General features: G+C 46.9%; 11 protein-coding genes. 2 read left to right on the forward strand and 9 right to left on the reverse strand.

Translation table 11 applies throughout. The features are described 5' to 3' along the window. The first annotated feature begins 224 nt into the window (after positions 1-224). Entirely contained in the window at positions 225-545 is a 321-nt protein-coding gene (locus ESB13_RS13925; RefSeq protein WP_129004262.1) for a helix-turn-helix domain-containing protein, read from the forward strand. A gap of 222 nt (positions 546-767) precedes the next feature. Here the strand turns inward: ESB13_RS13925 and ESB13_RS13930 are convergent, their stop codons facing one another. The 4 genes from ESB13_RS13930 to ESB13_RS13945 all read right to left on the reverse strand — a co-directional run bounded on the left by ESB13_RS13930 (position 768) and on the right by ESB13_RS13945 (position 5,376). Next, a complete protein-coding gene (locus ESB13_RS13930; RefSeq protein WP_129004263.1) occupies positions 768-1,403 on the reverse strand; it encodes a peroxiredoxin in 636 nt (211 codons plus the stop codon). 69 nt (positions 1,404-1,472) lie between these two features. Next, positions 1,473-2,621, reverse strand: a complete 1,149-nt coding sequence (gene dinB, locus ESB13_RS13935) for a DNA polymerase IV (protein ID WP_129004264.1) — start codon at positions 2,619-2,621, stop codon at positions 1,473-1,475. 29 nt (positions 2,622-2,650) lie between these two features. Then, the gene (locus tag ESB13_RS13940) at positions 2,651-4,633 is read right to left on the reverse strand and encodes a tetratricopeptide repeat-containing sensor histidine kinase (RefSeq protein WP_129004265.1); all 1,983 of its coding nucleotides are present in this window, start codon (positions 4,631-4,633) and stop codon (positions 2,651-2,653) included. Positions 4,634-4,734: 101 nt separating this feature from the next. Next, positions 4,735-5,376, reverse strand: a complete 642-nt coding sequence (locus tag ESB13_RS13945) for a polysaccharide deacetylase family protein (RefSeq protein WP_129004266.1) — start codon at positions 5,374-5,376, stop codon at positions 4,735-4,737. A 52-nt stretch (positions 5,377-5,428) separates the two neighbouring features. On the opposite strand from ESB13_RS13945, the gene gltX reads away from it, so the two are divergent. After that, a complete protein-coding gene (gene gltX / locus ESB13_RS13950; protein ID WP_129004267.1) occupies positions 5,429-6,964 on the forward strand; it encodes a glutamate--tRNA ligase in 1,536 nt (511 codons plus the stop codon). A gap of 159 nt (positions 6,965-7,123) precedes the next feature. Here gltX and ESB13_RS13955 read toward each other — a convergent pair whose 3' ends face one another. From ESB13_RS13955 to ESB13_RS13975, 5 genes are all read right to left on the reverse strand, one after another. Beyond that, positions 7,124-8,611 (reverse strand): TlpA family protein disulfide reductase, encoded by a 1,488-nt coding sequence (locus tag ESB13_RS13955; protein WP_129004268.1) that lies wholly within the window; start codon positions 8,609-8,611, stop codon positions 7,124-7,126. A gap of 35 nt (positions 8,612-8,646) precedes the next feature. Further along, complete coding sequence (locus ESB13_RS13960; protein ID WP_129004269.1) at positions 8,647-9,987, reverse strand: RagB/SusD family nutrient uptake outer membrane protein; 1,341 nt, start codon at positions 9,985-9,987, stop codon at positions 8,647-8,649. 11 nt (positions 9,988-9,998) lie between these two features. Beyond that, a complete protein-coding gene (locus ESB13_RS13965) occupies positions 9,999-13,631 on the reverse strand; it encodes a SusC/RagA family TonB-linked outer membrane protein (RefSeq protein ID WP_129004270.1) in 3,633 nt (1,210 codons plus the stop codon). A 130-nt stretch (positions 13,632-13,761) separates the two neighbouring features. Beyond that, the gene (locus tag ESB13_RS13970; RefSeq protein ID WP_129004271.1) at positions 13,762-15,087 is read right to left on the reverse strand and encodes a FecR domain-containing protein; all 1,326 of its coding nucleotides are present in this window, start codon (positions 15,085-15,087) and stop codon (positions 13,762-13,764) included. A gap of 84 nt (positions 15,088-15,171) precedes the next feature. Further along, positions 15,172-15,759, reverse strand: a complete 588-nt coding sequence (locus ESB13_RS13975) for an RNA polymerase sigma factor (protein ID WP_164974213.1) — start codon at positions 15,757-15,759, stop codon at positions 15,172-15,174. Positions 15,760-15,828 lie beyond the last annotated feature (69 nt).

Raw genomic sequence — 15,828 nt, forward strand, 5'->3', positions numbered from 1 at the left:
TTTTAGATTCATTAGACGCTAAGAATTTTACCCAATTTTGTTTGAACTTGTCATCTCATATTCCAAAATAATAACTACATACTGGCCTGTAAGTTTTAGGTCTAGCTCAAGCATCTTATTGGAGCAAAACACTCATTAAATTCAATTTTTATCAAAACTCCGATAATGTAAAATATATTTTACAATAATAGCCACATTTGTAAAATATATTTTACATTATCGGAATGACTATTTTTCCTACTGTACAGCGGATTTTAAATGAACTTGGAGAGAATATCAAGCTTGCCCGACTACGTCGTAAGCTTAGCGCTCACCAAGTTGCTCAACGGGCTAATATAAGCCGGCCAACGTTATTGGCGATTGAAAAGGGTTCGCCAGGCGTTGCCATAAGCGCATACGCTCAGGTACTTTTTGTACTCGGATTAGAGAAAGACCTGTTGAAAGTTGCCGAAGACGACAAGTTGGGTAGAAAACTTCAGGACGCCGGATTAACTGTAAAGGAAAGGGCGCCTAAAAAGTCAAATAATAGTAATGTCAAAGATTAAGCAAGAAAAGAAGGATATACTGGTGTATGCACACTGGCAGGGCCAGCCGGAACCATTACGATAGCTTAAAGGAAGCAGTGAAGCAGGATTAAATGAACCCAAAGCCATAGAAAAGCTGTAAAAGAAAAGACCGAAATTTCGTCAAAAAAAGAAGTCCCGCTAGACAACGGGACCGGAACGAGTACAAAGAAATAAACCATTATGCTCTTATAGAGATCTTTGCTATTTGTTAGGCTGCGGCGTATAACGCAGGTAAGGCTTTACCACCTTTACTCCTTTAGGGAACTTCTTGATAGCATCTTCTGTACTTACAGCAGGTACCACAATTACATCTTCCCCTTCTTTCCAATCGGCAGGAGTAGCTACGCTATAGTCGGCCGTTAATTGCAATGATTCTATCACACGTAACACCTCTACAAAATTCCTTCCTGTAGAAGCAGGATAAGTGAGTGTGAGCTTGATCTTTTTATCTGGACCAATAACAAACAGCGAACGCACAGTGGCAGTTGCTGAAGCATTGGGATGAATCATATCGTACAATGTAGCGACTTCTCTGTTTTCATCAGCAATGATAGGAAATCCTACGTTTACATTTTGCGTTTCGTTGATATCTTTTACCCAGCCATGATGCTGGTCGACCGGATCAACACTTAAAGCCAGGACTTTTACATTCCTTTTGGCAAATTCATCCTGTAAAGCAGCTGTCCTGCCCAGTTCTGTAGTGCAAACAGGCGTATAATCGGCAGGGTGAGAAAACAATATGCCCCAGCTGTTACCCAGGTATTCATAAAAGTCTATCTCGCCTATGGTCGTTTTTGCCTTGAAATTGGGCGCGTTATCGCCTAAACGTAAACTCATACGGTACATATTTATGGGCACGAAGATATTAATTCCCTACCAACTAAGTAGATTATTTGAAAAAAAATTTCACCCTTTCTTTTTCATCCCGCCCGCCTTATTTAACGCATTTGTCCCAAACTTGTTCTTCACATCATCTATCGCCTTATACAACCCTGCCTTGCGCGCCGTATCGTCAAACAAATTCGTCTGCATCGCATTCGTTGTAAGATCCGTCAGCCGCACCCCCAGCAGCCGCACCTGCATACCAGGTTTATATAATTTGTGAAACAAGTCTATCGCCATGGGTATCAGCTCATCATCACGAAAAGTATAGGGAATGGTCACCTGCTTCGACGTAGTGGTAAAATCGGGATAACGGATCTTCACCGCAATACATCCGGCCACCTTTTCATCATGCCGCAACTCAAAAGCAACACGCTCCGTCATCCTCACCAGCTGCGATAGTAAAAAATCAGTATCGGCTGTATTTTCATGAAAGGTGCTTTCCGTAGAAACCGACTTCGCCTCATGGAAGGAAGTCACTACGCCATGATGGATCCCCTGTGCCTTCTCATGCAGCTCCAGACCATACTTACCCAGCTTTTTCTCCAATTGAACCGCACTATACTTAAGTATATCTCCGATAGTTTTAATGCTTAACGATTGCAGCACATCAAACGTCCGCTTGCCAACACCGGGGATCTTATTCACCGCAAGCGGCGCCAGGAACAATTGCTCCATCCCCGGCTGAACAAATAAATATCCATTAGGCTTCGCTTCATCGGTCGCTATTTTCGCCACCATCTTATTGGTAGCCAGCCCAAACGAAATAGGCAGCTTCGTTTTATCGATGATCTCCTGCCGCAACGCTATCGTCCACTGGTAAGGATCGAAATATTTATCCATCCCATCCAGCTCGATATAAAACTCATCGATCGAAGCCTTTTCAAAAAGAGGCGCCTTCCCCGCAATAATTTCTGTTACCATTCGCGAATACCGGCTGTACTCTCCCCTGCTCCCTTTTAAAACTATGGCATGCGGACAAAGCTGCAAAGCCTTCTTCATAGGCATCGCACTATGCACGCCGTATTTACGCGCCGCATAACTGCAGGCAGCCACCACCCCCCTGTCGCTGGAACCACCCACCAACACTGCCTTCCCTTGTAAAGAAGGATCATTCAACACTTCCACGCTCACAAAAAATGAGTCGAGGTCAAAATGGGCTATATATCGCATAAGGAAAGATGAAAATACACAAAGTAGAATTATGTTGCAGCTATGCCGCTGGTGTCTACAGGAAGCGATACAAAGAAGATACTTCCCTTCCCTTCCGTACTTTCAAGCCATATACGTCCATTATGGGCTTCTACTATCCTCCGGGATATATACAAGCCCATCCCAAACGGCTGCTCACCCGAAGTTCCCGTACGCTGCGCCTGTGTCAATTGGTCGAAGATCCGCTCCTGCATATCCAATGGCACCCCAATCCCATCATCCTCTATCTGGATAACGACCGCACTATCTTTTATATCCCAGTTTACGCGGATAAGCCCTTTTTCATTACTGAACTTAATAGCATTTACCAGCAGGTTATTGATCACCCGCCAGATCTCTTCGTAGTTCACATAAACCGCGCATGCAGGACCAGCATCTACAACCAGGCGCTGTTGCTTTTTATTGGCCCGGTACTTCAGCAGGTCAACACTTTGCCTTAACAACAGCGGCAAATCAGTTCTTTCTCTCCTCACATTGTTTTCAACCTGCGATTTAGACTGTAACAGGTCCCTGATAATGGTGTTCATATTAGTACTGGCGCCTCTTATAAGCTGCAGCATTTCCAGGTCTTCCGCAGGTTTACCCTCCTGAACGGTCATCAGCTCCGTCAGCATATAGATAACGCTTAGTGGATTTTTAAGATCATGCGCTACCACCCTCAGCAATTGTGCATACTCATGATTACTTTTTTCAACGGCCTCCAGCACCATTTCCAGCTGCTTTCCGTGCCGTTGCGATTCTTCCGCATGCAGCCTCGCTGCTTTCCGGCTTTTGATGGTAAAGTACAACACAGCTGAGGTGATGAGAAGAGAAAGCAGAACGATAAAAAGCCATGCTTTACTAAGTTCTGTCTTCCGTTGCATCGCCTGTACCTCATAACGCTGATGCAACGCATCCAGCCCCTGTTGTAAATTAGCATGCATGAGTCCAATATTGGCGCTATCCAGCGCATTCTTCCCCTGTATATACTTCAGCAGATCCTCGTGCGCCTGCCTGTAATTGCCTTTTTTGTTTTCCCGCTCAGCCTTCATCTTCAATATTCGCAGCTGCCCGGGCGCCGGCAGAGGAATGGCAGAACTGTCTATAAATGAAAGCAGGCTGTCGGCCGCAGCAAACCGGTTGCCCGCAATATAAAGCGCTGCCAGTTTTACTCTCGTGATCAGCGCATCCTGCTCTGCGTAGTCTTTCTGGCCATTGATAGATATATTACGGATAAACGCCTGCTCTGCTTTTAAAGTATCACCTTTCATCAGCCAGGCAGTGCCCTGGTTGCCATATACTACCGCTTTCGCCACTTCTATAAAATGCCTGCGGTCAGGAAAAGCCGGCCCTTCCTTATTTAAAAAATCCAACGCTTTATTATAAAAATAAAGCGCACTATCTGGTTGATGCAGGGCGCTATAACAAAGACCAAGATTGTCAAGCGTCCCCTGGATAGTGTAAAATCTGAAAAAACCGCTGCCACAACTTTCCAGAAATTTAAGTGAAGCAAGATGACTGCTGATAGCCTCAAAATACCGCCCCTGGGAATAACTGATATTGGCAAGACGCCCGCTAATGGTCGACTTCAATTGCGCATACACACAGGAATCGGCTTCAGAAAGTAAACTCTTCCTCGCCATAAACAGGTAAAGACAAGCTTCTTCAAAACGCTTTTCAAATAAAAAAAGATCCGCCTTCCTTACAAACGAACGTGCATATAACAGATTATATTCCCGGGAGTTACTAAAAGGGGCCATCAGCCTGATAAGACTATCTGCATAAAAATAAGCGGAATCGTACTGGTTGCGGGGAGCGTCGGCAAAATACCCTATTTTAATATCCAGCGTATCGAACTGCCGGGTAATATTAACAGACACTCTTTCATGTTCATTCTGCTTTTTATGCGAACACGATATTAACAACCACAAACCCAACAGACAGGCCATCACCCCTACCATCATCTTTTCCTGTCTGTTCCAGGAAGTTTTCATAATGCTAAATTGGATTATTTAGGCGCAAAAATAAGCAATCGGAGGTTCCGCAGGGCGCATCCATATTGGCCACCGCGCTCCCCACCCCGGCTACCTGCCTGTCAGAAATTAAAACCAGCCCCGTTTATACTTCTGAATGCAAAACCCTGCGCGGCAAAATGCTCCAAGGTGCCCGGCAAAGCATATTTCATTCTCTCCCAGGCCTTTGTACTGTCATGAAAAACAATGATACTACCGGGTGTGGCAGAAAGTATAACGTTTTTCAGACATTGCTCAGGCGAAATTTTAACATCGAAATCACCACTGAGCACGCTCCACATGATCACCTGGTAAGGAGGTTGCTGCACCTGTTGCAGGAAGTTGGCCTGAAAACGGCCTATACGGCCGTAAGGAGGGCGGAAAAGACGGCTGTCGATATAACTGGCCGCCTGGTTAATATTGTCCATGTATTCCCTGTCCCTGGTCTTCCAGCCGTTCAGGTGATTATGGGTATGGTTGCCAACGTTATGCCCTTCTTCTATGATCCGGCGATAAATAGAGGGATGCTGTTGTACATTTTTGCCTATACAGAAAAATGTTCCTTTGGCATTATAGCTCCGGAGACAGTCGAGTATAAAGGGAGTGGCTGTTTCATGCGGACCATCGTCGAAAGTGAGGTAAAGCACTTTCTCATCACCCGGCAACTGCCAGGTAAGGGTGGGGTAGAGTTTGCGAAGCCACCAAGGCGTTTTAACGAGGTACATGCAACAAATATACATCTGTCATTCTACCATCTGTCATCTATCTTTGCGGCCTATGAGCAACAAAAAAGTCAGGGTTCGTTTTGCCCCCTCTCCCACCGGGGGTTTACACCTGGGAGGTGTAAGAACCGTTTTATTCAACTACCTGTTTGCCAAAAAACAAGGTGGCGATTTTATTCTCAGGATTGAAGATACCGATCAAACCCGCTTTGTAGCAGGCGCAGAGGAATATATTACAGAAACCCTCAGATGGTGTGGACTGGAAGCCGATGAAGGACCGCACAAAGGAGGCAACTACGGCCCCTACCGCCAGAGCGAGCGGAAACCACTTTACCGCCAGTATGCCGAACAGCTGATCAAGAACGGGCAGGCTTATTATGCTTTCGATACGCCCGAAGAGCTCGAAGCAATGCGCCAGCAATACAAAACCGCAGAAAACCCTTCCCCGCAATACAACCACCAGCTGCGCGCCCATATGCGTAACTCTTTGTCGTTAGACGAAGCGGCCGTAGCAAAGCTGCTCGAAGAAAATACGCCCTACGTAGTGCGTATTAAAATGCCCGACAATGAAACGGTACAGTTCACCGATATGATCCGCGGCGATATCCAGTTCAATACCTCGCAGTCCGACGATAAAGTATTACTGAAAGCCGATGGCATGCCTACCTATCACCTCGCAGTGGTAGTAGATGACCACCTGATGGAAATAAGCCATGCCTTCCGCGGCGAAGAATGGCTGCCCAGTGCACCGGTACATATCCTGCTTTGGAAATACCTGTTTGGCTTAGACCAGATGCCACAATGGGCACACCTGCCGCTGATACTGGGGCCCGACAGCTCAAAACTAAGCAAACGTCATGGCAACAAATATGGCTTCCCCATTTTCGCCATGAACTGGACCGACCCGCGTACACAGGACTTCACAGAAGGATTCCGTGAAAGAGGATTCCTCCCCGAAGCATTCATCAATATGCTGGCGCTGATGGGCTGGAACGATGGCAGCGGACAGGAACTCTTCAGCTTGCAGGAACTTACAGAACGCTTCGATATCAGTCGTGTAAATCATAGCGGCGCCATCTTCGATTTCGAGAAAGCAAAATGGTTCAACCACGAATGGATTAAAAAACAGCCGGTAGAAAAATGGCAGGCCGGCGTAAAAGCATTATTCGATAAAGAGGGTATTGCTGTTGGCAACGACGCAACTTTCACTAAAGTACTGGAACTGGTAAAAGACCGCTGTACTTTACTGACAGACTTCATTCCACAGGCATCTTTCTTCTTCAAAGCGCCTGCCGAAATTGATACTGCTTCTATTCAACCTAAATGGAATGAGCAGAAACAGCTTTTCTTTGCCGAACTCACCCGCGCATTTGAACTGGCAGCCACCTGGGATCACGACACGCTGGAAAAAGAATTCAAGGAAATGGCGGCGGCTCACCAGATCAAACCAGGTGAATTAATGCTGCCGCTGCGTATTATGCTCGTTGGCGGCAAATTCGGCCCCGGTGTATTCGATATCGCATCCATCATAGGTAAGGAAGCAACGATAGCCCGTATGAAGCATACGCTGGAGCTGCTGAAACAGGCATAAATAACAAAATGACAACTGATAGGAACGAGGCCGTATCACACTTATGATACGGCCTCGTTTTATTCGGGTACCTGACGAAGAAGGGTTACCGTTTAAGCAATTCTCAGCGGCTATTTTTATTTATGTGCCACCCTCGTTTGCTAACGATCCCATGTATATTTACAGCAATGCATTGAGCTGGGTCCTCAACTGTGGGTCCGAGGGCCGCTTTGCATCCGCTGAAATAATTTTGCCTTCAGGAGATATTAGTATGAAACGGGGAATGGCATTTATATTGAACTTTTGAATAAACTCCGAATCAAAGGCTTTGTCTGCCATCAGCTGAATACCTTTTAGCTGGTGCCCGTTTACATAGTCAACCCATTTGTTTTTATCGCCCGGCTGGTCAACAGATAAACTTACAAAGCTGATATTCCTGCCATGATAATCCTCTTCTACTTTGGTAAGATGCGGGATCTCTGCTTTACACGGACCACACCAGGTAGCCCATACATCGATATATACATACTTTCCGCGCAGGCTTTTCAGTGAAACCTTTTCTCCTTTTACACTTGTATAAATAAAATCCGGTGCGGCATTATTATCAGAATAAGCTACTGCATTATTGTAGATCTTTTTTATATCCTCTCTTTGTTCCGGCGTACTGTTACCAGCCAGAAAATCTCTGTAGATCTTTTCTCGTTTAGCACTATCCTGTACCATCTTCAGGGCATTGGCAGTGAAGCTATGATTGTAATATCCTTTGATCCATTCGTCAGGGATATTTTCCATAGCAATCTGCCGTTGTAATAGCATCTGCCGTTCCCTGCCTGCATCTGCGCTCATCCCTTTCATATACTTTGTGTACATCAGGTGCGTTATATTATTAGACACAGCCATGCGGTAATACTGCGAATTACGAAAAAGAACAGCATCATCTGCTTTCCAGTCGTTATAAAGCCGCTGATCCAGCATCTTCTTCTGTGTGCTGTCCAGTTTTTTTACGCGGCTATCTTCATAAGCTTTGTGCAGTTTCGCACTAAAGGTGCTGTCTTTTTTCTCGGGCGACTGCATGAGCTTATAGAACGCTTCTTGTTTCTTTAAATCGGTTCCGTAATAAAGAGAGTAGTTATTGAGCAGGTCGTTACAGAAAAAATAAAGGTTTTTAATTGCAACGGAGCGGTAGAATGTATCCTGTATTTCAGCAATGGCTGTACGTCCATACTGTTCAAAGGCGTTTAATTTCTGCAGGAACAGTGGTACTTCCATCATATAAACTTCCTGGGTAAATCCCTCTTCCGCCTGGGGCAAAAAAGCAGGTAAGGCGGCCTTAAGTTGTTTCACCAGGTTGTTTTCACGGGCACCGTTACCGGTAAATATATAGGCGCCATCTTTTCCTATAGCAGCATTCAATTGCAGGCCCGGCCTGAGATAAACAGTACCTATGGCTTCCGCTGAATAAAAGCCCGGGGTAACTGCCGGCAGCGTTACTTTAAAAGCCCCCTTTTCATTTACCGGGATGCTGATATCGGTACCATCCAGATGTTTGAGATGTAACGGTGTGTTAGCAGGCGTTTTCAGCTGGCCACTAAATACCGTTGGCGCCATTTGGGCGATGGCAGCCCCGGAAAAGCAAAGGGCCGCCATTGTGTTTATCCATTTATTCATTATAAGATTTTTAATAGATGATAGAAAGTATAGCGCTACCTGTTGTTTAATTGAATACCGGGATTGAACTGCTGTACTCTTGCAGGGATTTCAAATACATAACCAGCGCCGTGCGGTGGTAATGTAGCTTCAATGACATGGGTTGTGCGGTTCACTCTTTTTACTTCAGGCATACGGCCTTCCTGGTCAAGGCGTTTCATATCCATCCAGCGCAGGCCTCCAAAAGCCAGTTCACGGCGGCGTTCTGCCAGTACCAGTTGCAAGGCCTCTTCGGCAGTGGAAGCCGGCAAAGCCGTCCACGCAGCAGGCTTTATTCTTTTCTTGCGCAGGTTATTGATGATGGTCATGGCGCCGTCCTTATCATTATCACGCGCCAGCGCTTCGGCACGCGACAGGTACATTTCCTGGAAGGTAATACCAAAGTTGGCCCAGCCCGAGGGCGCCAGCCATATCACACCGTTGTTATTGGTATCGGTGAATAACAACGTACGCATGTCGTTATTGTTAAACAACGTTTTCAGTTCATCAGACAATAACAGGAATGTGGGAATAGAGTAGTTATTGGATCCACGTTGCCACAGGATATCGCTGCGCAGGTCGGTATCGGGCATATCATACCCATCGGCGTAATTGTTCAGGTCGAGGATGGCATGCTGTGCTTCCAGCGCTTTGGCGGCATATTCGCCCGCCTCTTTATACAAATGCATATAGGAATATACCCTGCTTAACATACCATAGGCAGCATACCGGGTTCCGCGATACCTGTTGATATTTGACGTTGGCATGTACAAGGCAGCCCGCTTCAGGTTGCTGATGATGGTATCCAGCACCGTTTGAACAGAAGCCCTTTGAGGAACAGCAGCAGTAACATCGGTACTGGTTACCATAGGGATACCAGGATCCTGGGCGGCAGTAGCAGGATCATAGGCTTTTGCAAAGATGGTGAGCAGGGTAAAATAGTTGTCTGCACGCACCAGCCATGCCTCCCCCAATACCGACTGCTTACGCTCCTCAGATCCGCCGGAAGCATTCAGTACATTGTTGATGATGACATTGGTATGATATACACTCTTGTACAGGTCGCCCCATACCGCCGGATTTTCTTTTTCGTTAGGATCGAGCCCGGGCCGCCAGTAGTAGGCGTTGGCAACAGTAGTAATATTCAATGCATCGAAGGTTTCATAGAAATCATCGGTACAATAGAGTAATTCCGGTGCAAAGGAAAAAGCAATTTCGCGGGAATTGAGGATATTTTCATAATCCTCCAGTTTCTCAGGTATCACAATGCCCTTGGGCTTTACTTCCAGGAATTTATTACAGGAGCTTAATAGCGCAACCAGTAACAATGTATTTAATAGTATAAACGTTTGTTTCATGAAGGATCATCTTAGAAGTTGGTGAATAAGGATACGCTGTAGAAAGGCTGCTGCGGCAACCGGCGTATACCGGACTGCCTGTCTATAGCCTCAGGATCTATATCATTTCCGCTGAACGTATAGCGGAACATATTCTGTGCCTGTAAGCGTATCTGAGTTCGTGTAAAGCCCATCTTCTGCATGAATGGCAGCTTCGCATTATAGGTAAGAATAAGATCGCGCAACCTGATGTAATCGGCCTTACGTACAAACCTGCTGGCGTACTGGTAACCATAACGTGCATAAGAACTATAATAATACGGATCGAGGGAAGTCCCCGGCGTAAAGCCTGGTATGATGGTATTTGCCTCATCCCCCGCCTTACGCCAGTAGTTCAGCGATCCCGCTATAGGATTGGAGGTATAGGAGCCGAGGTTATTGGGATTAGGCTGCTCTGCACGCATCACATGCCCGCCGTAATACATAAACAGGAACGACAGATCAAAAGCGCCTAATGTAAACTGGTTGTTCCATCCCAATACGTATTTCGGTGTTGTTGTACCGCTATAGATAAGATCATTGAAGTTTACATCTACTACCGATGCACCATAAAAGTTCAGGATCTTCTGGTTGCCCTTGCTGTCGTATACAAATGGTTTACCCATATTGGTAAGACCGCCGTAATTATAGCTGAATACGGCATTCATAGGCTGATCCTGCACGTTGATGCCGGCACTGGTAATATACTGGCTGTTCGCATACTCTGTTGCTTTTACAGCCATGATCCTGTTCTTGTTAAAAGAGGCTGTCACCTGCGAACGCCATTCGAAATTCCGGGTTCTGATATTGGAAGTGTTTACCATGATCTCGAGTCCCCTGTTGCGGATAGAAGCGGTATTCGCAAAGTACTGGTTGAAGCCGGTGGTCGGATCAGCATCAAACTGACCGAAGACATCGGTAGAAAGTTTGCTATACCAGTCGATGGTACCGGAAACCCTTCCTTTGAAAAGGCTATAGTCGAGACCGAAATTGTAGTTACGGGTTGTTTCCCAACGCAGGCTTTGGTTTTCCGGCGACAACACCCTGTTCAGTGGTTGTGCTGCATAGAAAAGGCTGTTGATCCCCGATTCAAGTATGAGGAAAGGGCCATTATTGCTGCCGGGCACATTCCCGTTAAAACCTGTGGCGGCACGCAGTTTCAATTCGTTCACCCAGCTCACCGGCTGCAGGAAATCTTCTTTATCTATACGCCAGCTAAGACCCGCAGACCACAATGGCTTGTTCTTATATTTTGGATCTACACCAAACAGGTTCGACTGATCGATACGGAAACTGCCCGTGGCGATATACTTCTCCTGCAACATATAGGTAGCCTGCGCGTAATACGACATAAACCGCCTGTCACCATACGATTCATTGAAATAATCGGAGTATCTGACGGCCAAGCCAAACGATCCCACATCGGCAAAAGCAGGTGAATTGCTCGAGTTCAGGCGTTGCCAGTTAACAGGTTTGCTTAACAGTGTTTGTCCGTTATAGCCGAAGTAAGTTGTCTTGAAAGCCGATGTTACCGTTTTACGCTGCTCGATACCTGCAATGCCTGAGAAGTCATGAACCGATCCAATTTTCTTATGAAAGTTCAGTTGTCCACGTACAGTATAGCTGGTTGTTTTCTGCTGGGTTTTACCCAGTATATTTCCCTGCGGAATATCCACGAATAAAGGCTTGCCCGAAGAAGGGTCTTTCGAAGCCCTGCTGTTCAGCAGGTACCTGACGGCAAACGCCTGTTCTGTCCGCAGGTTATCTTGTGTCCCCTGCTGGTTTTCGTAAGTACCACCCAACTCGGCAGATAGCCATTCCGTGACCTTGCCCTGCAGTCTTCCCTGGAAACGAATGGCCGAAAGATAATTGGTGGTGGTATTGGCAGCCAACTCACCATAAGGAGCATAGCGCTGATCATATAACCCGGCAGCCACAAGGCGATCATTCCGTTGTTTGTTGGCAACATAGGATAAATAATCCTTATTGGGGCCAAGTGCAACAGCCAATGCATTACCGTTATCATCGGCAAGCCGTTCATAAGGAAAGAAATCGGTATAGGGAACATCTCCGCCATTGGAAGACTTCGAATTGGTATAAATACCCCTGAAGTCGAAATTAATGCGTTCGCTCAGCTTATAGGTGTTTGCAAGGTTTACTATAAACTGGTTGCTATTGCTGCGTTGCTTTACCGGTTTCTCTCCTACATAATTAATGCCCAGCAGGTAGGTACTGCGATCGTTGCCGCCGCTCATATCAAAGTCGAGGTTGGTAGCCTGTCGTGTACAATAGAACAACTGCTCATATTCCTGCAGGTTATCGTATGATTTAATGGCCGCAAGTCTTTGATCGGCCTGCGCCTGGGTGATCCTGTTTGCTTTCAGGTCGAACATCACTTCCTGTACAGGCGTTTTGGCATAGCCGTAAGTGATATAAGTTGCTTCCGAAGGATTTGCTTTACGGAACTGCTCTACCTGCAGCTGTGCATATTCATCTGCGGGTGCATATTTGAGGTAAGAGAAATCCGGGGCCGGCTGAAAAGCAGTAGTAGCACGCAAAGAAAAAGCCGGCTTACCTTGTTTGCCACGGCGTGTTTCTATGATGATAACACCATTGGAGGCACGTACCCCATAAATAGAAGAAGCGGCCGCATCACGCAGCACCGTTACCGAAACAATATCGATAGGATTGATGGTACGGATATCTATTTCAGTAGGAAATCCATCTACTACGATCAGCGGCTGCTTTACAGCGTCAAAAGTTGAAACGCCCCTGATGGAAAGCTCACCGGACTGACTGTTATAAACCAGTCCCGGCAGTTTACCCTCCAGGCTTTCCAGGAAGTTGCCGGTAACCGCCACCCGCTGGTCATATTGTTTCTGGGAAAGTACGGAAGCTGCTCCCGTAAGCTGGTATTTCTCCAGTTTCTGGTAGCCGGTATTCACAGCAATGGCTACATCGGAGAGGTTATTATCGGCTTCCTGTAAGGTAATGGCTATACCGGTTCCTTTTGCACCAACGTTCACAACCTGTGTATAACGCTGGTATCCTACGTAAGAGACCTCCAGGGTGTACGATCCGGCAGGAATACCTGTAAGAATAAAACTGCCTGCCCTGTCGGTTGTAGTTCCTTTATTTAAGGATGGCAAAGACACCGCTGCACCTTCTACAGGCTGACCCGCGGCGTTGAGTACACGCCCTTTCAGCTCCGCCACAGGTGGTGGCGGCAGAAACAGCAGATCCTCCGGTTCTGTGGCCAGCGTGGCTTTGCTGGCGTTGATAAAAATGGTATTCCCTTTAATGACATACCCCAATGGCTGATTCACCAAACACTGGCGCAGCGCTGCCTGCAGGCTTGCGTCTTTCAGGCTTACCGAAACCGGGCCTGCCTTAACAATATCGCTGCTGTTATAAAAGAATACATAACCGGTTTGTTTCTCTATGGCTGAAAACACTTTTTCCAGGGAAACATTCGTTCCCGAAAAAGTCACGTTCTGCGAAAGAGAGCGGGCAGATACCTGCACCAAAAAAGCAGTCAGAAATAAAGTAGTCAGTTTCATCTGCAACAACATTTGCCTTGAAATAGGCGCGCGGGGGTACACGCCACGCCGAATCGTAATTTTCATACTTTTGCGTTAGTTTGGGTTTAAAAAATAGTCTGTCGAGGACTTGATATAGATCCAGATACTTAGCCCCTTGCGCCTTCACCTGCAGGGGGCTTTTTTCTGCGTTTCCTGTTATACGGTCATTTTCATTTTATTCAATTACTATTTTATTACCAGGCTCAATCCGGTATTTCACATGCGTGAAAGCCAATCCTTCCATCAGTTCCTGGAGGGAAAGATTACGGCCTATTTTGCCGGTAAAAGTTTCTCCACCGGGGTTTCGCTCATAAGCAACCTGCACCTGGTACCAGCGCTCCACCTGGCGCATGATAGCGCGGAGATCAGCTTTCTTAAAACTGAATAATCCCTCTTTCCAGGCTATGGATTGCTGTACATCGGCATGCACGATCGCAAGCCCTCCTGCCGTATTACGTTGCGACTGCTGGCCAGGCAACAATAGTTTCGGCTGCAGCTTTAAAGTCTGGCCTGCAATACTGTCAAACGGCAAAGCAGTAACACTCACGCTGCCTTCAAGTAAAGTAGTATTGGTAAGCGGTTCGTTGGCATAGGCATTTATATTGAAATGGGTACCCAATACCTGCACCAGCTGGCCGGGCGATTGTACTTTAAATGGCCTGCTGCTATTGGATGTCACTTCGAAATAAGCTTCTCCTGTTAATGATACAAGACGCTCATTACCGGCAAATGCTGTAGGATATCGCAATGTAGAAGCAGCATTGAGCCATACTTTACTGCCGTCAGGCAACACAACATTGAATTGTCGCCCCGGCGGCGTACGAAGTGTATTGAACAGCTGCGCGCCTGTACCTGCAAACCCGTTGCCCGCGATATAAACCAGTGAACCATCAGCCGTTTTGGTGATAGTTCCGTTGGCATCACTGGCAACAGCGCCATTAGCGGCGCTATCGAGCAGAATTGTACTGCCATCTGCCAGCGTTAGTATAGCACCATTTCGCCCGGGAGGGATAGCAGCAATAGCAATTGCCGGCTGTTCCTGCGGTTTATGTAGGGGCCATTTTAACCAAACCGCTGTACTTACAAACAGCAGGAGTATTGCAGCTGCATAAGCCATTCGTTGCAGCCTGCGGCGCATGGTTACTACCGGTGCAGACAAAGCTTTATGGCTAAGGGTTGTTGCCGCCACCTGTTCCTTCCGGCTTATTGCAGCCAGGCCCGTTTCCTGCGGCATTATGGAATGAGCTGCTGCCGGCAGGATCTCAGAATAGCTTACGCCGTGCTGTATTACCGGCATGATACGATCAAGAAGTTGTTGCCTGATATTTTCATCGGGCGCATTATCATAGTGCTGCCTGCCCAGGTCATCATCGATGATTCCGGCAAGCACGCGGCTGTAGTCATCGTTCTGCAACAGCGTATGCAGTTGGGCACGCTCCTGCGGGGAGGCCGTTTCGGACATATATTTATCCAATAAATCTCTGAGCAGCGTAGCATTCATATGTTAAAGACGTTATTGCGTGAAAACAGGGTTGCTCTGTTCCGGGATTTTTTTTCAAACAGGCAAAATGCATAGATGGTGGGTTCAAAGGCGGGTGGAAAGCAGCAACAGGAGTAATACATCGCCATGGGAAACGAGGTAGGTGCGAACAAAAGCCAGGGCTTTCACCATATGCCCTTTTACTGTTTCACGGGAAATCCCCAGCTGCTGTGCTATTTCTTCATAAGAAAGTCCTTCATAGCGATTGAGGGAGAATACCAGTTTCCGCTGGGGCGGAAGCAGTTCTACAGCTTTCGCCAATAGCTGGTGCTGCTGGCGGTAGGCATATTGTTTATCCGGCTGCATCACCAGCTCCGGTGCCTGCTCCGGCAAAGCGGAGGCGTCGCCCTCGGGAAGCTTCTTGCGCAACTGGCTGATAATTTCGTTACGGGCAATGATAAAAATGTAGTTATCAATACGCTCCACAGCTGGCAGGGCGGCTCTTTTATGCCATACCTTAAGAAACACTTCCTGCACAATATCCTGTGCGAGCGACACCGATTTCAGGTAGGCCAGCGCCTGCGCATAAACAGTATTCCAGTAGCTGTTAAAAAGCTGGGTAAATGCCAGCTCGTCGCCATCTGCTACCAGTTGCAGTAATGCTTTTTCGTTATGTGAGTGTTCAGCAGTCAAATTGGTCTTCCCGGAAACTATGATTCAGCTGATAAAAGTAGGGCAATTTATCGGAATCGGCTGGCGGAG

It is taken from the genome of Filimonas effusa, assembly GCF_004118675.1.
Classification (GTDB): Bacteria; Bacteroidota; Bacteroidia; order Chitinophagales; family Chitinophagaceae; genus Filimonas; species Filimonas effusa.